11 protein-coding genes and 1 pseudogene are annotated in these 18,950 nt (G+C 43.6%); 10 read left to right on the forward strand and 2 right to left on the reverse strand.

All coding sequences use genetic code 11. The features are described from left to right. Positions 1–11 precede the first annotated feature (11 nt). From bamA to accA, 10 genes and pseudogenes are all read left to right on the forward strand, one after another. Positions 12–2,426 (forward strand): outer membrane protein assembly factor BamA, encoded by a 2,415-nt coding sequence (bamA, locus tag AACL30_RS07385; protein ID WP_339058203.1) that lies wholly within the window; start codon positions 12–14, stop codon positions 2,424–2,426. 321 nt (positions 2,427–2,747) lie between these two features. Further along, entirely contained in the window at positions 2,748–3,245 is a 498-nt protein-coding gene (locus AACL30_RS07390; RefSeq protein ID WP_339058204.1) for an OmpH family outer membrane protein, read from the forward strand. Positions 3,246–3,248: 3 nt separating this feature from the next. Further along, on the forward strand, positions 3,249–4,310 hold the full coding sequence (gene lpxD / locus AACL30_RS07395) for a UDP-3-O-(3-hydroxymyristoyl)glucosamine N-acyltransferase (RefSeq protein WP_339058205.1): 1,062 nt from the start codon (positions 3,249–3,251) through the stop codon (positions 4,308–4,310). A 96-nt stretch (positions 4,311–4,406) separates the two neighbouring features. Beyond that, on the forward strand, positions 4,407–4,538 hold the full coding sequence (locus AACL30_RS07400; RefSeq protein ID WP_339058206.1) for a hypothetical protein: 132 nt from the start codon (positions 4,407–4,409) through the stop codon (positions 4,536–4,538). Positions 4,539–4,590: 52 nt separating this feature from the next. Continuing rightward, positions 4,591–5,043 (forward strand): annotated as a pseudogene (gene fabZ / locus AACL30_RS07405) (3-hydroxyacyl-ACP dehydratase FabZ); the annotation flags it as partial. 97 nt (positions 5,044–5,140) lie between these two features. Continuing rightward, positions 5,141–5,929 carry an acyl-ACP--UDP-N-acetylglucosamine O-acyltransferase gene (gene lpxA, locus AACL30_RS07410; RefSeq protein WP_339058207.1) on the forward strand — a complete coding sequence of 263 codons (789 nt, stop codon included), beginning with the start codon at positions 5,141–5,143 and terminating at the stop codon, positions 5,927–5,929. A 173-nt stretch (positions 5,930–6,102) separates the two neighbouring features. Beyond that, complete coding sequence (lpxB, locus tag AACL30_RS07415; protein ID WP_339058419.1) at positions 6,103–7,251, forward strand: lipid-A-disaccharide synthase; 1,149 nt, start codon at positions 6,103–6,105, stop codon at positions 7,249–7,251. Beyond that, a complete protein-coding gene (rnhB, locus tag AACL30_RS07420; protein WP_339058208.1) occupies positions 7,248–7,871 on the forward strand; it encodes a ribonuclease HII in 624 nt (207 codons plus the stop codon). Before lpxB ends, rnhB begins: the two co-directional genes overlap by 4 nt. A 130-nt stretch (positions 7,872–8,001) precedes the next feature. Continuing rightward, positions 8,002–11,484 (forward strand): DNA polymerase III subunit alpha, encoded by a 3,483-nt coding sequence (dnaE, locus tag AACL30_RS07425; RefSeq protein WP_339058209.1) that lies wholly within the window; start codon positions 8,002–8,004, stop codon positions 11,482–11,484. 13 nt (positions 11,485–11,497) lie between these two features. Then, positions 11,498–12,460: an acetyl-CoA carboxylase carboxyl transferase subunit alpha gene (gene accA / locus AACL30_RS07430; protein ID WP_339058210.1), complete on the forward strand. Its 963-nt coding sequence runs from the start codon at positions 11,498–11,500 to the stop codon at positions 12,458–12,460. Between the two features lie 161 nt (positions 12,461–12,621). Here the strand turns inward: accA and barA are convergent, their stop codons facing one another. Both barA and mscM read right to left on the reverse strand, forming a co-directional pair. Beyond that, positions 12,622–15,468 carry a two-component sensor histidine kinase BarA gene (gene barA / locus AACL30_RS07435; RefSeq protein ID WP_339058211.1) on the reverse strand — a complete coding sequence of 949 codons (2,847 nt, stop codon included), beginning with the start codon at positions 15,466–15,468 and terminating at the stop codon, positions 12,622–12,624. 118 nt (positions 15,469–15,586) lie between these two features. After that, the gene (gene mscM / locus AACL30_RS07440; protein ID WP_422389582.1) at positions 15,587–18,937 is read right to left on the reverse strand and encodes a miniconductance mechanosensitive channel MscM; all 3,351 of its coding nucleotides are present in this window, start codon (positions 18,935–18,937) and stop codon (positions 15,587–15,589) included. Between the last annotated feature and the right edge of the window lie 13 nt (positions 18,938–18,950).

Consider the following 18,950-nt stretch of genomic DNA (forward strand, 5'->3'; position numbering starts at 1 on the left):
GTATAACAACAATGCTGATAAAAAAATTGCTTATAGCGTCACTGTTTCTTAGCAGTGCCACCTTATACGGTGCGGATCAATTTGTAGTGAAAGATATCCATTTCGAAGGTTTGCAGCGAGTGACTGTTGGTGCAGCATTACTTAATATGCCTGTTCGAATAGGCGATACTGTCAATGATGAAGATATAGGTAAAATTATTCGCACATTATTTGCTACGGGTAATTTTGAAAATATTCAAGTTGCACGTGACGGTGATTCGCTACTTGTTCAAGTTAAAGAACGTCCAACCATCGCCAATATCACTTTTTCCGGTAATAAATCGGTAAAAACCGATATGATTAAACAAAATCTGGACGCTTCCGGTGTCCGGGTTGGTGAAGCATTGGATCGCAGTACGTTATCCAATATCGAAAAAGGATTAGCGGACTTTTATTACAGTACAGGTAAATATAATGCCTCAGTTAAGGCTATTGTTACTCCGTTGCCGCGTAATCGTATTGATCTGAAATTAGTATTTGTCGAAGGTGTCTCAGCAAAAATCCAGCAAATTAATATTGTCGGTAATCATAGTTTCACTACTGATCAGCTGGTATCTCACTTTCAGCTACGTGATCATGTTCCTTGGTGGAATTTAATCGGCAATCGTAAGTATCAAAAACAAAAATTGGCAGGCGATCTGGAAACGTTACAGAGCTTTTATTTAGATCGAGGTTATGTTCGTTTTAATATCGATTCGACTCAGGTGAGTTTAACGCCGAATAAAAAAGGCATTTATGTCACTATAAATATTAATGAAGGCAGCAAATACACGCTAAACAGCGTAGCCTTACAGGGTAATTTAGCGGGTCATCAAGCTGAAGCGGAAAAATTATTGCAGATTCAACCGGGTGAATTGTATAACGGCAGTAAAATTAACAAAATAGAAAACGATATTAAAAAACTGCTCGCCCGTTATGGTTATGCTTACCCGACGATAATGACTCAACCTGAAATTAACGATGCTGATAAGACGGTAAATTTACGTATCAATTTAGATGCAGGTAATCGTTTCTATGTCCGTCATGTACGTTTTGAAGGTAACAATACCAGTAAAGACTCTGTTTTGCGTCGTGAAATGCGTCAAATGGAGGGCGCTTGGCTAGGAAGTGTTGAGGTCGAACTGGGTAAAGAACGTCTGAACCGATTAGGTTATTTCGAAACTGTTGATGTAGAAATACAACGTGTGCCGGGAACGACAGATAAGGTTGATGTCATTTATAAAGTGAGTGAACGCAATACCGGCACCATGAATTTTGGCTTGGGCTACGGTAGTGAAAATGGCATCAGCTACCAGGTTGGTGTTTCACAAGATAACTGGTTAGGCACTGGTAATAGTGTGAATCTTAGTGGGAGCAAAAATGATTACCAAACTTCCGCTGAATTTTCTTTAACCGATCCTTATTTCACGATAGATGGTGTTAGTCTTGGTGGCCGTGTTTTTTACGATGCTTTTAAAGCAGGTAAGGCTGATTTATCTGACTACAACAAAAATAGTTATGGTTTAGATGGTACGCTTGGCTTTCCCATCAACGAAAACAGCTCGCTGCGAATAGGTTTGGGATATGTCCACAACAGCTTGTCTGATATGCGACCGCAGGTTGCGATGTGGCGATATCTTAAATCGATAGGGCATAATCCAAATTATACTGATAAAGCTAGTTTTACATCTAATGATTTCAACTTAAGTACAGGCTGGTTTTATAATAGTCTTGACCGTGGTTTTTTCCCAACCTCGGGGGTGAAATCGTCGTTAAGCGGTAAAATTACTTTACCAGGATCAAATAATGCGTTTTATAAAGTTAGCTTTGATACAGTTGCCTATTTACCTTTAAATGATAATCATTCTTGGGTGGCATTAGGTCGAGGACGCTTGGGCTACGGTGGCGGTTTTGGTTCAAAAGAAATGCCGTTCTATGAAAACTTCTATGCGGGTGGTTCCAGTACCGTGCGTGGTTTCCGCTTAAATACCATTGGCCCGAAGGCTGTCTATTATGTTGACGGGGGAAAAAACGTAAAGCCAGAGCCGGAAAAAATCGATGATCAAAAATCAGCAGAGGCGGTCGGTGGTGACGTAATGGCTGTGGCTAGCCTGGAACTCATCACGCCGACTCCTTTTATCAGCGAAAAATACGTTAACTCAGTGCGCACTTCCATGTTTATCGATTCGGGGACAGTGTGGGACAGAAATTGGCAAAACACAGTGCAAACTCAGGCGGTGGGTATTCCAGATTATAGCAATAAGAATAATGTCCGCGTTTCCGCGGGGGTAGCGCTACAATGGATGTCACCACTGGGTCCTTTAGTCTTCTCTTATGCCAGGCCGATTAAAGATTATCCTGGTGACAAATCAGAGGAATTTCAATTTCAGATTGGTAAAACCTGGTAGTGAGATCCACAACGAATTAGGTGTAATAGCCTATTCGAAATTTTCTTTGAGCTCGTTTTTGACAAAAGACTGCTTGCAAAACCGTAGCGAAGGGGGTGAAATCAAGGCGCGCGCGGCGCACAGCAACCTTTCGTTACCATGCGAGTACATGAACCGCGCAACGCAGAAATTGACACCACGGCTAGTAGATTATGTAAGCAGTCTAAAGTATCAGCGAACACAAGAGATTTCGAATAGGCTTTAAGGTGACTGGGGGGGCTAACTTATTTACCCCCCTGTATTTTCAGCGTGTCAAAACAGTTCAAGGTTAAAGAGATGATAGTGAAAAAATGGTTATATTCCGTTAGCTTGTGTATAGCATTATTCAATTCCGCGGGTGTTCAAGCCGCTAGCAAAATTGCTATCGTTAACGTTGCTGAAATTTTTCAAAAATTACCCGCCCGTGAAGTCGCAGCTAAAAAATTGGAAAAAGAATTTGCCGGCCGTGCAACAGAATTACAAAGAATGGAAAAAGATCTGCACGCTAAAATAGAAAATTTTCAACGTGACAGGTCAGTCATGAAAGAGAGTGTGCGTAGTCAATCGGAAAAAGACATCGAGGCTCAACAGCAGGCGTTTTCTACTAAAGCACAAAAATTTGAGCAAGACAATCGTCAACGTCAAGCAGAAGAACGCGATAAAATTTTAAAGCGTATTCAAGAAGCGGTAAAAACTGTCGCAGCTCAAGAAGGTTACGATATGGTGGTTGATGCTAACACGGTTGCTTATTCTGCTTCCGGTACTGACATCACTGCTGCTGTGTTGAAAAAGGTTCAATAGTCTATGTTTTCCATTCGATTGGCTGATCTTGCACAGCAATTAGCAGAAAAAGATTTAATTGCCCAGGTGCAGGGTGATGGCAATCTCATCGTTACTGGCCTGGCTTCAATACAGTCTGCCCGAGCAGGGCAAATTACGTTTTTGTCAAACAGCAGCAACCGTGAACAATTGGTTAATTGTCAAGCGAGCGCCGTAGTGCTCACTGCGGCAGATGTGCCATTTTGCCAAATGGCAGCCCTCATTGTTAACAATCCTTATCTTGCCTATGCATACATAGCGCAAATAATGGATACCACGCCGCAACCTGCTCAAGGTATTGAACCCAGTGCCATCGTTTCTAAGCAGGCGACAATAGGAAAGCAGGTTTTTATTGGCGCGAATAGCGTGATCGAATCCGGGGTAATAATAGAGGATAACGTCATCATTGGTGCGGGGTGTTTTATTGGCAAAAATACACGTATCGGCACCGGTAGCCGTTTATGGGCTAATGTTTCTATTTATCATGAAGTTAGCATAGGGAAATGTTGTTTAATACATTCCGGTGCTGTGATCGGCGCCGATGGTTTTGGCTATGCGAATAATCGTGGAAAATGGATTAAAATTCCACAGTTGGGTACGGTAAAAATTGGCGACCATGTTGAAATTGGTGCTAGTACCACTGTTGATCGCGGTGCATTGGACAATACGATTATTGGTAATGGCGTCATCATTGATAATCAATGCCAAATTGCCCATAACGTGGTGATCGGAGAAAATACCGCTATCGCTGGAGGAGTGATTATGGCGGGAAGTTTAACCATTGGCCGTGATTGCCAGATTGGTGGAGCGAGTGTCATCAATGGCCACATGGAAATTGCAGATAAGGTGGTGATAACAGGGATGGGCATGGTGATGCGTCCTATCAAAAAGCCTGGAGTGTATTCTTCAGGCATTCCTTTGCAACCTAATAAAATATGGCGTAAAACGGCAGCGTTAGTAATGAACATTGCTAATCTTAGCCAACGTTTAAAGAAAATAGAGCGTAAAATCGATGCCACCCCATTGCCTGAGGCTGTGAATAAATAGACTTCTTGCATAAACGTATTTCGTGTTGCGCAATCAAGGACACCATATATACCCTTTGTCTTTGAAGTTGCCTTCGGCTGCCAGGGCGGGCGACCGATGAGCGTAGATAGACTACGTGATTCGGCGAACATCCGCAGCCAACAACGCGGCGGCTTCAAAGGCGAAGGGTATAACCTAGCATTCGCACCACACAGTAGGTTATGCAAGAAGTCTAATAAAAAATCATGATCAACACAGCCATGCTATTAATGCCATATGTTTTTTAGACAGGAAAAGTATTTTGACTACAACAAAACAAGATCCTCTAAATATTGAAGAGATTTTGACCCTGCTGCCACATCGTTACCCCTTTTTATTGGTGGATCGTGTGTTGGAATTTGAAAAAGGTAAATCTCTCAAAGCATTAAAAAGTGTTTCTTTTAACGAGCCTTTTTTTCAGGGACACTTTCCCGGTAAACCTATATTTCCTGGTGTATTGATTTTAGAAGCAATGGCGCAAGCGACTGGGATCCTGGCTTTTAAAAGCGGGCTAGGGGGACTGAAATCAGGTGAAATTTTTTATTTTACCGGTATTGACGAAGCGCGCTTTAGGCTTCCAGTTACGCCTGGTGATCAGATGATTTTAGAAGTGACATTTTGCAAGACACGCTGTGGTATCACCCGTTTTCAAGGCGTAGCAACAGTGGATAACAAAATTGTTTGTGAAGCAACTATGACCTGTGCTCGTAACCAGCACAAAACGCCAGGAGAGGAAGATCTCAGTGTTGATATCAGCGGTGAGGCAGCAACCTATATACCTGAACAGCAAAAAACACCTAGAGAATCGGTCAGTGATTAATCAAACCGCTGTTATCCACCCAACAGCTATCATCGAAGAAGGCGCTATTATTGCTGCCAATGTTACTGTTGGCCCTTTTTGTTTTATTGGCTCTAAGGTAGAAATCGGCGAAGGCACGCAGCTAAAATCGCATGTTGTTATCAATGGCCGCACAAAAATAGGTTGCCATAATCAAATTTATCAATTTGCTTCCATTGGTGAAATCAATCAGGATTTAAAATACGCCGGAGAGCCTACCCGCGTTGAAATCGGTGACCGCAATCGTATCCGCGAAAGTGTTTCTATCCATCGAGGTACAACGCAAGGGGGCGAGCTGACGAAAATTGGCAATGATAACCTGTTGATGGTTAATACACATGTTGCTCATGATTGCCTGATTGGTAACCACTGTGTTCTAGCTAATAATGCAACCTTAGGCGGCCACGTCATTATCGATGATTATGTCATTATCGGCGGTATGACGGCGGTACATCAATTTTGTGTGGTTGGTGCGTATGTGATGGTCGGTGGCTGTTCTGGCGTTGCTCAAGATATCCCCCCTTGTATGATTGCACAGGGTAATCATGCCACCGCTTTCGGAATTAATATCGAAGGATTAAAGCGCCACGGGTTTGATAAGGAGTTGCGTAGCGCTATCAGTGAAGCGTACAAATTGCTTTACCGCAGCAAAAAAACCTTTGAAGAAGCAAAAAATGAAATCGCTATCGTGGCAGAAAAAAAACCCGTGCTCAAATTATTCAATGATTTTTTTGTCCGCTCGACTCGTGGCATCATCCGCTAACTTATACCCAATTAATTTCGAGTTACGGCAAGGCGGCAATCAATTGAATCCCAGGAGTGTATCCCCTTCACCTTTGAAGTTGCCGCTAGGCGAACCCCCGCGAGGGGTATGGTACATGATAGAGGATGAGTACGAGCAGCCAACGCCACCGTAACTTGAAAGGTGAAGGGGATATGCAACAGCGTCCACTGACTATTGGATTAATTGCCGGAGAAACATCGGGTGATATTTTAGCGGCGGGATTAATGCGGGCGTTAAAAGCACAGGCTCCTGATATACAGTTTATCGGTGTTGCTGGTCCTTTAATGCAAGCCGAGGGGTGTGAAGCATGGTATCAAATGGAAGAATTGGCGGTGATGGGGATTGTCGAAGTATTGGGGCGCTTACCGCGCTTATTAAAAATACGCCGTGATCTGAGTCAACGTTTTAGCAAACTCAAGCCCGATGTTTTTATTGGCATTGACGCGCCGGACTTTAATATCAAGCTTGAAGGAGATTTGAAACAGCGAGGCATCCGTACGCTCCATTATGTCAGCCCCTCCGTTTGGGCTTGGCGCCAAAAACGCATCTTCAAAATCGCTAAAGCCACTGATATGGTCTTAGCGTTTCTTCCTTTCGAAAAAGCCTTTTACGATCGATTTAACGTTCCTTGCCGTTTTATCGGTCACACGATGGCGGATACCATGCCGCTAATCCCTGATCAGCAAGCTGCTAGAAAAGCGCTGGGGATTGCTGAAAATTGTCGCTGTTTAGCGCTCTTGCCTGGCAGCCGCCAAGCCGAAGTCGCTATGCTCAGTGCTGATTTTCTTCTCACCACCCTGCTACTACGCCAACAGTTTCCCGATCTCGAAGTGCTGGTTCCGCTGGTTAATCCACAACGACGACAACAATTTGCTGCGATTAAAGCTAAAATAGCGCCTGATTTACCGCTACATCTCTTGGATGGACAGGCGAGTACCGCCATGATTGCCAGTGATGCCACATTATTGGCATCAGGCACAGCAGCATTAGAATGTATGTTAGCCAAATGTCCAATGGTCGTCGCTTATCGTCTGCGGCCTTTCACCTTCTGGCTGGCAAAACGATTAATAAAAACGCCTTATGTTTCATTGCCCAATTTACTCGCTGGAGAAGCGCTGGTCACTGAATTATTACAACAAGAGTGTCAACCACAAAAACTTGCTGACGCGTTGTTGCCATTATTAATCGGAGGAAAAGCTGTCGTAACGATAAAAGAACGCTTTTTGACTTTGCATCAAAGTATCCGTTGTGGCGCGGATCAGCAGGCCGCCCAAGCAGTATTGGAGTTAGCGCGATCATGAACAAACTGTTTATTTATCCTCAAGCAAAAGTAATCGCAGGGGTCGATGAGGTTGGACGCGGGCCATTGGTTGGTGCAGTAGTGACCGCCGCGGTGATCCTCGATCCCTCTCAACCGATAGAGGGGTTAGCGGATTCAAAAAAACTCAGTGAAAAAAAACGCCTAGCGTTATATCAAGCGATCACACAAAAAGCGCGATCTTGGAGCATTGGTCGTGCCGAACCAGAAGAAATCGACCGTTTAAATATTTTAAACGCCACGCTACTCGCTATGCAGCGTGCGGTTGCCGGGCTAGATCTTACGCCTGATTATGTATTGATCGACGGTAATCGCTGCCCCCATTTATCGATGCCGACGATGGCGGTGGTGAAAGGCGATAGCCTGGTGGCTGAAATCAGTGCTGCGTCTATTTTGGCAAAAGTGACTCGTGATCGAGAAATGGTCGCTTTAGATCAGCGCTTTCCCGGTTACGGTTTTGCACAACATAAAGGCTATCCCACTGCCTTGCATTTAAAAAAATTAGCGGCTCTTGGTGTCATCCCAGATCACCGGCGCAGTTTCGCTCCAGTAAGAGCCTGTTTGAAATCTCCTTTACCGATAGTTTATACCCACAGCCCTTGAAGTTGCCTTCGGCTGACAGGGCGTGAGACCCGATGAGCGTAGACTACTACGTGATTCGGGCTAACGCCCGCAGCCAACAACGCGGCAGCTTCAAGGGCGAAGGGTAAAACCCTCTAAATTTTGGTGTCCTATGACCGATCCACGTTTTATCCATCTACGTGTACACAGTGATTATTCCATGATCGATGGATTAGCTAAAACCAGCGCCCTGGTAAAAAAAGCAGCGAGCTTAGGGATGCCGGCATTAGCTATCACTGATTTTACTAATCTTTGTGGTCTCATTAAATTTTATAGCAGCGCACAAGCGGCGGGTATTAAGCCGATCATCGGTGCCGATTTTTATCTACAAAGTAAGCTTTTGGGCGATGATCTGGCTCAACTTACGATACTGGCACGTAACCAGCAAGGTTATCAAAATCTTACCTTATTAATCTCTAAAGCGTATCAGCGTGGTTATGGTGCCAGTGGGCCATTCATTGATCGAGATTGGTTAATCACTCACAGTGAGGGTTTGATTTTGCTCTCTGGAGGGCGCAGCGGAGATGTCGGTAAATTTATGCTGCGGGGCAATCAAGCACAAATGCTGGAGTGTCTCGCATTTTACCAACAGTACTTTGCCGATAATTATTATTTAGAATTAATTCGCACAGGCCGGCCTGATGAAGAAAATTATTTGCGGGACGCAATAGCATTAGCGAGTCAACATGATATCCCTGTGGTAGCAACCAATGATGTTCGTTTCATTGATGCATCTGACTTTGATGCGCATGAAATCCGTGTGGCCATCCATGACGGTGCTACCTTAGCCGATACTAAGCGCCCAAAAAATTATAGCCCTCAGCAATTTATGCGTAGTGAACAGGAAATGTGTGAACTGTTTAGTGATATTCCTGAGGCACTCACCAACAGTATTGAAATTGCTAAACGTTGTAACCTCAGCATTCGCTTAGGCGAATATTTTTTACCCCAATTTCCGACTGGGGCGATGAGTACCGAAGATTTTTTTGCAGAAAAAGCTCAGCTCGGATTAGAAGAGCGGTTAGCTTTTCTTTTTCCTGATGTTAATACCAAAAAACAAAGGCGAGCCGCCTACGATGAACGTCTGAATGTTGAAATTAAAGTGATTAACCAGATGGGATTTGCAGGTTATTTTTTAATCGTCATGGAATTCATTCAATGGTCAAAAGATAACGGCATCCCCGTTGGTCCCGGACGAGGCTCGGGTGCCGGCTCTTTGGTCGCTTATGCGCTAAAAATCACCGATATTGATCCACTGGCTTTTGATTTGCTATTTGAACGCTTTTTGAATCCCGAACGCATTTCCATGCCTGATTTCGATATTGATTTTTGTATGGAAAAACGTGACCAAGTTATTGAACATGTGGCGAATATCTATGGGCGCGATGCGGTTTCCCAAATTATTACTTTTGGTACTATGGCAGCAAAAGCGGTGATCCGTGATGTAGGGCGCGTACTCGGCCATCCTTATGGTTTTGTCGATCGCATCGCGAAATTAATTCCACTTGACGTCGGCATGACGTTAGAAAAAGCCTTCGCCGCAGAGCCTCAATTAGCCGAACTTTATCAGGCAGATGAAGAAGTTAAAGCACTGATTGATATGGCTCGCAAACTAGAAGGCGTAACACGTAATGCCGGTAAACATGCCGGTGGGGTGGTTATCGCACCCACTAAAATCACTGATTTTTCACCGTTATATTGTGATGCCGAAGGCAAAAATCCCGTCACTCAATTTGATAAAAATGATGTGGAATATGCCGGCCTGGTAAAATTTGACTTCCTCGGCTTACGTACATTGACCATTATTAATTGGACATTGGTCATGATCAATGCACAACGGGCTAGCAAAGGATTGCCCTCGATAGATATCACCACTATTCCTTTGGACGATAAAAAAAGTTTTGCCTTGTTACAACGGGCTGAGACGACAGCAGTGTTTCAGCTGGAATCCAAAGGAATGAAAGATCTGATTAAACGCTTAAAACCAGACTGCTTTGAAGATATTATCGCGTTGGTGGCACTTTTTCGGCCTGGCCCGTTGCAATCAGGCATGGTAGACAACTTTATTGATCGCAAGCATGGACGTGAAGCTTTATCGTATCCCGATATTCAGTGGCAACATGAATTGCTCAAACCAGTATTGGAACCCACCTACGGCATTATTTTATATCAAGAGCAGGTGATGCAAATCGCTCAGGTTCTCTCTGGTTACTCATTGGGCGGCGCTGATATGTTACGTCGTGCTATGGGCAAAAAAGATCCAGTAGAAATGGCGAAACAGCGCTCTATTTTTGAAAATGGGGCAAAGCAGCAAGGTATTGATGGTGAACTCGCGATAAAAATTTTTGATCTAGTAGAAAAATTTGCCGGTTATGGCTTTAACAAATCACATTCTGCCGCCTATGCATTAGTTTCCTATCAAACTCTGTGGTTAAAAGCACATTATCCTGCTGAATTTATGGCGGGGGTGATGACGGCGGATATGGATAACACCGACAAGTTAGTAGGGATGGTGGATGAATGCATCCGTATGGGATTGAAAGTTTTACTTCCTGATATCAACAGTGGATCCTATCATTTTAATGTCAATGACGATGGCGAAATTGTTTATGGTCTCGGCGCGATTAAAGGTGTTGGCGAAGGGCCTATTACCGCAATACTCAATGCGCGTAATTTGGATGGGTATTTCAAAGATTTATTTGATTTGTGTGCTCGGACAGAAACTAAAAAATTAAATCGACGAATATTAGAAAAGTTGATCCTGTCTGGTGCTTTTGATCGCTTAGGACCCCATCGAGCCTCCCTGATGCATTCCTTAGAAGCTGCGCTCAAAGCGGCCGATCAACATGCAAAAGCAGAGGCGATTGGACAAAAAGATATGTTCGGTGTACTAACAGGGACACCGGAACAAGTTGAACATTCCTATGCCAATATCGCCCCCTGGCAACAACAAATCGTGTTAGAGGGAGAGCGGGAAACATTGGGACTTTACCTAACCGGACATCCGATCACACAATATTTAAAAGAATTAGAACGCTACTCGGGGGGGATACGTTTAAAAGATCTGCATGTGACCGAACGGGGAAAAACAACCACCGTAGCAGGCTTGGTGATAGCAGCTCGGGTTATCGTCACTAAACGGGGTAACCGCATTGGGATCTGTACGCTCGATGATCGCTCAGGGCGCTTAGAAGTAATGTTATTTACCGAGACACTAGAAAAATACCAGCACTTATTGGAAAAAGACCGTATTCTTATCGCCACTGGCCAAGTCAGCGTTGATGATTTTAATGGCGGGTTGAAAATGAATGTACGTGAAGTGATAGACATCAATCAAGCACGTGAAAAACATGCCTGTGGATTGGCCATCTCGTTAATGCATAATAAAATTAACGATCAATTTTTAAATCGTCTCCGTCAGTTATTGCAACCGCATTGTTCGGGAACTATTCCAGTCCATATCTATTATCAATGCTCAGATGCACGTGCCAAGCTGCGTTTGGGGGCAACATGGCGTATAACACCGACTGAACGTTTATTAATTGATTTACGAACGTTGATCGGTGATACACAGGTAGAATTGGAATTTGACTAAAAATAGGAATGTTATGAGTCTAAACTTTCTCGATTTCGAAGCACCGATTGCGGAGCTCGAAGCAAAAATCGACGCGTTGAACAAAATTAACCCTCAAGATGAAAAATTAGATATTAATTTGGACGCAGCAGTAAAGTGTCTATGTGAAGAAAAGGAGAAACTTACTCAAGAAATTTTTTCAAAGTTGACTCCTTTTCAGATCGTTAAATTAGCTCGCCACCCTTGTCGGCCGTATACCTTGGATTACGTTAAACAGATATTTACTGATTTTGAAGAGTTAGCCGGGGATCGCGTTTACGGGGATGATAAAGCTATCGTAGGGGGGATTGCACGTTTAGATGATCGTGCCGTGATGATTATAGGTCATCAAAAAGGCAGAGATACAAAGGAAAACCTCCGCCGAAATTTTGGCATGCCCTCTCCAGAAGGGTATCGTAAAGCGCTACGGCTGATGGAAATGGCGCAACGCTTCAAATTACCCATCATCACCTTTGTTGATACCCCGGGGGCATATCCTGGTGTGGGTGCAGAAGAGCGTGGACAATCGGAAGCTATTGCACGTAATTTACGTACTATTGCACGTCTCAAAGTGCCCGTTATTTGCACCGTTATTGGTGAAGGTGGTTCAGGAGGAGCATTAGCAATTGGTGTAGGTGATAAAATCAATATGTTGCAATACAGTACCTATTCAGTGATTTCTCCTGAAGGCTGTGCTTCTATTCTGTGGAAAAGCGCCGAGAAAGCGCCATTAGCCGCCGAAGTCATGGGGATTACTGCTCAACGGCTAAAAAAATTAAAGATGATCGATACGGTGATTGCCGAACCGTTAGGAGGGGCTCATTGTGATATGTTAGCGATTTCTGCTTCGTTGAAAGCACATCTACTCGCTGATTTAGAGGAATTGGATAAACTGGATGAAGAAACGTTGTTAGAGCGGCGTTACGAACGTTTGATGCATTATGGTTGTTGTAAATAATAGCTTGGGGTTGTACGCCGGAAATTTTGTCGCTTAAATGTGTGTTCATATACCCTTCGCTTTTGAAGTTGCCGCTAGGCGACCAGGGGGGAGACTGATTCGGCTATACACATAAGCGTGACGTCAATGCTAGGTTACGCGATGCTCACCATCCCCCATTGTTAACAACGATGTTGCAAGCCGTCTATTTGCTGTTGTGCGGCTTGAGTGACATTCTCAATTTCATCTAATAATTCTAACCATTCCGGTTGTAACTGTTGTAATGCTATTTTCTGCCGTAATTGGCTTTCAATCGTCAAACAAATCTGTTGTAAACGAGGAGTCCCCGTGTATCCACAACTACCGTGCAACTTATGGATTAACGACAAAATAGCGGCGTGGGTATTCTCATCATTCTGTTCTTTATTCATCATGTCTTGTATCTGTTTTGTGATCAAAGGCAGTGATCCCAGCAGCATAGATAATAATTCATAAGCCAAATCCTCCTTATTCGCGGCTTGTTGTATCGCTAACGGCCAATCCAGTGATTTTGCTGCCCATGTTGTAACACCTAATGTTGTATCGCAGGAGCGGGAAGGAGGAGAGAAAACAGGATGATCAGCAACCAGCGGATTGGGCAGATGATTTTTTAATCGAGAGTAGCGAGAAAGGGTGCATCTTAGCAGTGCCTCATCAATCGGTTTGGCGAGATAATCCGCCATACCCATGCTAAGAAAATAATCTCGTTGGCCATTCACTGCATGCGCGGTAACCGCAATGATGGGGGTATTCTGATGATGCGGTATTTGATGAATTAATTGACTGGTCTGGATACCATCCATCTGAGGCATCTGAATATCCATTAAAATAATATCTAACCTTTTTCGACGCGCCATCAATAATGCTTTTGCACCGCTTTCACACACAATCGTCTCTTCCACTTGTTCGGCCAAAAGCGTGCCGATGAGTTTTAAATTGGCAGGATTGTCGTCAACCGCCATCACCCGTAAAGGAAAGCGAGCGACAGGATCCGGTTTTTTCTGCGGTATCAACGGATCCAATCCATTTTTTGCTAATAATAGAGGGAATAATCGGTTGCTGGATATTGGCCTAAGGAGACAGGCTTTGGCGCCCGCTTGTTTAAGCTGTTCTGCCTCGACCTGTAATTGACTGGGTAATACTAAAATAACCTGATCAGCCATTTCAAGGGCGGTGATTAATTGCTCCCGGTGATCGGCTTGATTCAAAGCTGAAGGAACCGCTATCCCAATCAGTAGAAAATCGTAATGTTGCTGAGGCAACTGCTTTAACGTTGAGCGGTGAGTGATCTGTAGTGGCGTACCCTTTAAAAAGTGCAGCGTCGCCTGTGCCGCTGTGGCGTTACTTTCGATATAAGCCAGATGTTTATTGGCCAGTGGTTCCATTGAAGCCGCTTGATCAAGGGTATTTTCATTTAAAGTTAAAGCAATGTTGAATACAAATGTGGAGCCATGGTTGAGCTGGCTGGAGAAACCAATAGTGCCTTTCATCTTTTTTACCAGGCGCTCAGTAATTGCCAGCCCAAGACCGGTACCCCCGTGGCGACGTGAGGTGCTCGCATCGGCTTGACCAAAAGCCTGGAATAATTGCGGGTATTGTGTTTCCGAAATGCCAATACCGGTATCGCGAATTTCTACCGCTAACTTAATTTCATCTTTTGTTTGGCATGTTTCGCATAATAGATTGATATTGATATCTATACTGCCCTTTTCGGTAAATTTAATCGCGTTTCCCAGCAGATTAGTGATAATTTGTTGCAAACGCATCGCATCGCCTACCACTTGTTCGGGTACATCTTGATTGACATGTAAAATCAGCTCGAGCCCTTTTTCATGCGCCGTATGAGCCAGTAAAATGATCACTTCATCCAGCGTGGCGCGTAATAAAAAAGGGAGCTGCTCTAGCGCTAACTTTCCTACTTCTAATTTCGAGAAATCCAATACGTCATTGATGATAGATAATAGGTGATTGCCCGATCGCTCAATCGTTTGCATATAATCGACTTGCGTTGGGGTTAATGCGGTTTTTAGTGTTTGCCGAGTGAAACCGATTACCGCATTCAGCGGCGTACGTAATTCATGAGAGATATTCGCTAGAAAATCAGATTTAATACGCGCTGCTTCTTGCGCCCGTTTTTTAGCCAATTCTAATTCCACATTCTGTTTTTCTATTTGTTCAAGGGTGTTACGTAAATCAAAAGTCGCTTGATCGATACTGTGTTGCATTTTTTTGCGATATGCCGCCAGGGACATCGCCATGGCGTTAATACCATTTTTTAGCGTATCCAGCTCCCCGAATGTATTGCCCTCTACTCGGCTATTTAACCGCCCACGACGAATGCGATCGACAGCATTAACCATATTGTGGATCGGCACAGTCACATCTTGTATGAGACGATAAGTCAATAACACCGCGATACAGAGACAAAATAAAAGTAACAATATTGATATTAATAATTCTTTTAGCCGTTTTAAATGAACCGTTTTCAGATCTAAATCGATAGCAATATATCCCAAGGTTTGAGTTTGAGGCGCGATGACATCGTTGGGCTGCAAGTAATCACGCGATAAATGAAATTCAGAAATAATTGGCATTTGTAATACCAGTGAATCTCCTCGATGAGTGAGCATCAGCGAGTGAGGTATAGGATGGTTTTTGGCGAGTCTGAGCTGAGTAGAGTTGTAATTATAATTAGAAGTGGCGAAAAATTTATTATCTTTGTCAAACACCGTTATCGCTCGAATAATAGGGTTATTTCGGTGATGCAGTAAATTAATTAGCTGTCTAATATTGTCACGATTGCGGGCAATCATTCCATGTTCGCTGGCAATAGCCAAAGGCTCGATAATACTGCTTCCGGCATTGATAACTTGTTTTTCAAATTCATGATAACGACTTATCATAAAAAAGGTACTGAGTAATATTCCTAATATAAGGGTGGGCGCTAAGATCAAAATCATCATGCGTGTACGAAGACTGTATTTGATCATCATAGACCTCTTGCAAAACCCTGTATTTTTTCCTCGTATGAGCGTAGACAAACTACGCAATTTGGGCGAGGGCTGGCAGTCAACAACACGGCGGCTTCAAAGGCGAAAGGTATAGGCGCTAAGAAGCACTGCCTGAGCTAGAAGAAGTACTGCCTGAGCTAGTTTTATTCTTTTGATTCAGCGTATCAGTGATCCTATTAAGTCGATCAGTGCGTATTTGGAAAGGGGGAAAAGGTAGCTCGATGCCGTGTTCACGATAACCTGCCAGTATCAGTTGATGGATCTCATGACGTAGCGGCATCCTATGACTCATTTCAGCCGCGTAGATACGTAATTCAAAAATCTGAATGCCTTGCTGGATATCGATCAAATACACTTCTGGCGCTGGGGTATCTAATACCAGTGAACAGCAGCGGGAGGCAATCAACAATATTTCAGTGACTTCTTCACTATTGGCTTCAATCGGAGCCGGTACGGTCAATACCACCCTGGTAATCGGATCTGACAACGACCAGTTGATAAATTGTTCAGTTATAAATGCTTTATTCGGTACAATAACTTCTTTACGATCCCAATCAGAAATCGTTGTCGCACGAGTATTAATTTTGGTGACGCTGCCGGTAAGATCACGAACAGTGACGGTATCGCCGATACGGATAGGTTTTTCAAATAAGATGATAAGGCCGGAGATAAAGTTGTTAACAATATCCTGCAAACCAAAGCCCAAACCTACGCTTAACGCGGCGACTAACCATTGAAATTTTGCCCACTCAATCCCCAAAAGCGAGAATCCCACCATGCCACCGAGCAACATCAATAAATATTTAGTGATAGTGGAAATAGCATAACCGGTACCAGGCGCAAGATCTAAATGTTGCAATAAAGCTAACTCTAGCAGTGAAGGTAAATTACGTACTAGCTGGGTGGTGACGATTATCACTAAAATGACAATTAATATCGAACCCATGCTGATGGGTTGTATGGTATCCACGCCATTAAAGGTGGTTGTGACATCCCATAGATGAATATTTTCTAAAAAACCAAAAGCAGAATGGATTTCTGACCATAGGGCGATAACAGCGACTAACGCCAGCATAGTAAGGATGGATCGGATCAATCGTAGTGACTGGGCGCTAATCACATCAAGATTGATCATCGGCTCTTCTGTCTCGCTGCTGCCCTCTGGATTTAAACTGATGGCGGCATCATCTTCACGCGCCCGTTGTGCCAAAATATCCGCCCGCCGTTGTTTGGCTCGCTCAAAAGCGATACGCCGCCGCTGGATAAGCATCCAACGACGAACAATGTGATAAATGATCAGCAGAAAAAACCAAATAGCGACAGAAACTTCTAGACGGGTTAACAAATCTTGGGCGGTAGTGAAGTAACCCAGCGCCGAAGCCAAAGCAGCGAGCAGAGGTGCTGACAGCAATACTGCCCATAACGCCCGATTAACTTTATTATCACCATGACCTGATTCATCCAGATACAGCGGGATCCCCGCCCGTTTGAAACTACTAGTGACTAAACTGAGTGCGATACATAACAAAATAAAGCATAACCGCCCCAAAGTGGGAGCAAATTCACGATCACTGTAATTTTCAAAAAAAATCAAAGCAATCATTAACGGAATGATCAGCCAGACTGACAGTCGGTAGAAACGCATCGCTCTGGCAACCTGTGCTGGATGCCAACGAAAATGAGCAATAAATAAGCCGTGAGGATGGGTAAAAGCCGCTCCGATCATAAAAATCCAGAGTACCGGTACCGTTTCCGTTACGGCAATACCAATATCCACTGCAATCGGATAAGACCAAGCGTTTTGTAGACTGTATCCTAACGCAGACCATAATATTGGCAGGGGTAAAGCGATTAAAATTGACCAAAAAACAGTACGTAATGTTAAAGAAAATTGATCTTGATTCACTTTACCGATGTAACTATTCGTGCGTTCAAGGAACGCATGATAATGGCGGCGGGAGCTGATACTAAATCCAACAACAAGTAACGCGCCGAGAATCGGGATCAATGTTTGTTTGTCGGTGAGCATTTTCATTAAAGCACCACTGAGCTGCGATAATGTATCAAGTGAGAGTAAGCGACTCAGATCATGTGTCACTTCAACCGGGTAAGAAAATGAAAGTGGACTGATATCGGCAACCCAAAACAGATGACGGTGTGCGACTTCATGTACTTCTTTAAGTGCATCCACCAACTGGCTGTCAGCGACTTTGAGTTTAGTCAATTCCAGAATTTCAGTATCGTAACCAGAAAGCAATACATTCAGCAGCTTGCGTTGCGTTTTCAATTGCATATCAACAATATTTTGTTGCTCAACATTGAGCAGACTGCCATCATTTTGAGTCAATGTTATTCTCTGTTGTTTTTCCAACATATCTTCAAAATTAAGTCGATCAACACGTAACTGAACCATATCCCGATCTAATTTTTGCGATTTTGGCATGTCTGGTAATCGGGCGACCTGCATTCTTAATGTCTCACCTAAAACCGCCGAAACGCCCACCCACTGGGCTTGCTCACGAATGGTAGCCAGTGCTTGCCGTACCTGTAGTGTTTGGGCAGCCACTTTACGTTGGGCAAAAGAGATGGTATTCATCCGCTGCGTTTGCTGTTTGAGTGAATAAGACAGTGTTCGGTTGGTTTGTAGCAATGTGCTAACAGAATCGGGTAAATTTCGGTCTTTTTCGGCCAGTGACTCAGTGCGCTCTAATACTTTTTCTGCTTCTCGCTGCCGCTCATCATTACTATGGTTACGCAAAGACTGCAATAATTGATCCAAACGTTCATGACGTTTTTTGCATAATTCTATGCGCATACGAGAGAGTTCTTGCCGATTGTTAGCAGAAAGTTGAGCGAGTTCTAATTCATTGATTTTTGCTTTACGTGCTATCGCTTCTGCTTTCAGTAAAGAAAATTTTGCTTCTGCTAAGGGAGAGGTTGGATTCTGGAATGACTGAAGCCGCTGCATCGTTTCAGTCAGCAGCTGTCGCGCTTCCGATTGTTGTAGTGGAATTTGTACAATAGAATCGCTGATTTCTCGTGAAAGTTCGAGTTCTTGCTGCATCTGGTGTTCTAAATCTGATAGTACCCCACTGGTTTGAGAGATTTTTTGTTCAAGCTCATTTGTTGTCAGCTGGCTAGGAATGAGGGGTAATTTACTGTTTTCTTCGGCTATTTTTTTATTTAAATCATCAATTAATTTAGTAAAATCATTGATAATAATCTGATATTTATTGGCTTTTTCCTCCGATTCTTTAGCGTCTTTTAGCCGGTTTAACGCGCCTTGTAACGCCCGCACAATTTCTGCGTGATTAGGTGCTTTAGTATTCGCCGTCGCTTGTTGTAGATCTTGCTGCAATTGCCCTTCGTCGATCTGAATGGCTGCATGAGATTGAACAAACGATAAAGCAAAGAGTAAAGCAAACCAGCATATTGTTATCAGGCGCACGTTATGCTTCCTT

Origin of the sequence: Candidatus Regiella endosymbiont of Tuberolachnus salignus (assembly GCF_964020115.1) — a bacterium.
Lineage (GTDB): Bacteria > Pseudomonadota > Gammaproteobacteria > Enterobacterales > Enterobacteriaceae > Regiella > Regiella insecticola.

What these genes read in the sequence shown, in the direction of transcription:
- accA (WP_339058210.1), top strand. Translation starts at nt 11,498, where the DNA reads ATGAGTCTAAACTTTCTCGATTTCGAAGCACCGATTGCGGAGCTCGAA.
- dnaE (WP_339058209.1), top strand. Translation starts at nt 8,002, where the DNA reads ATGACCGATCCACGTTTTATCCATCTACGTGTACACAGTGATTATTCC.
- rnhB (WP_339058208.1), top strand. Translation starts at nt 7,248, where the DNA reads ATGAACAAACTGTTTATTTATCCTCAAGCAAAAGTAATCGCAGGGGTC.
- barA (WP_339058211.1), bottom strand. Translation starts at nt 15,468, where the DNA reads ATGATCAAATACAGTCTTCGTACACGCATGATGATTTTGATCTTAGCG.
- bamA (WP_339058203.1), top strand. Translation starts at nt 12, where the DNA reads ATGCTGATAAAAAAATTGCTTATAGCGTCACTGTTTCTTAGCAGTGCC.
- lpxB (WP_339058419.1), top strand. Translation starts at nt 6,103, where the DNA reads ATGCAACAGCGTCCACTGACTATTGGATTAATTGCCGGAGAAACATCG.
- lpxD (WP_339058205.1), top strand. Translation starts at nt 3,249, where the DNA reads ATGTTTTCCATTCGATTGGCTGATCTTGCACAGCAATTAGCAGAAAAA.
- AACL30_RS07400 (WP_339058206.1), top strand. Translation starts at nt 4,407, where the DNA reads ATGAGCGTAGATAGACTACGTGATTCGGCGAACATCCGCAGCCAACAA.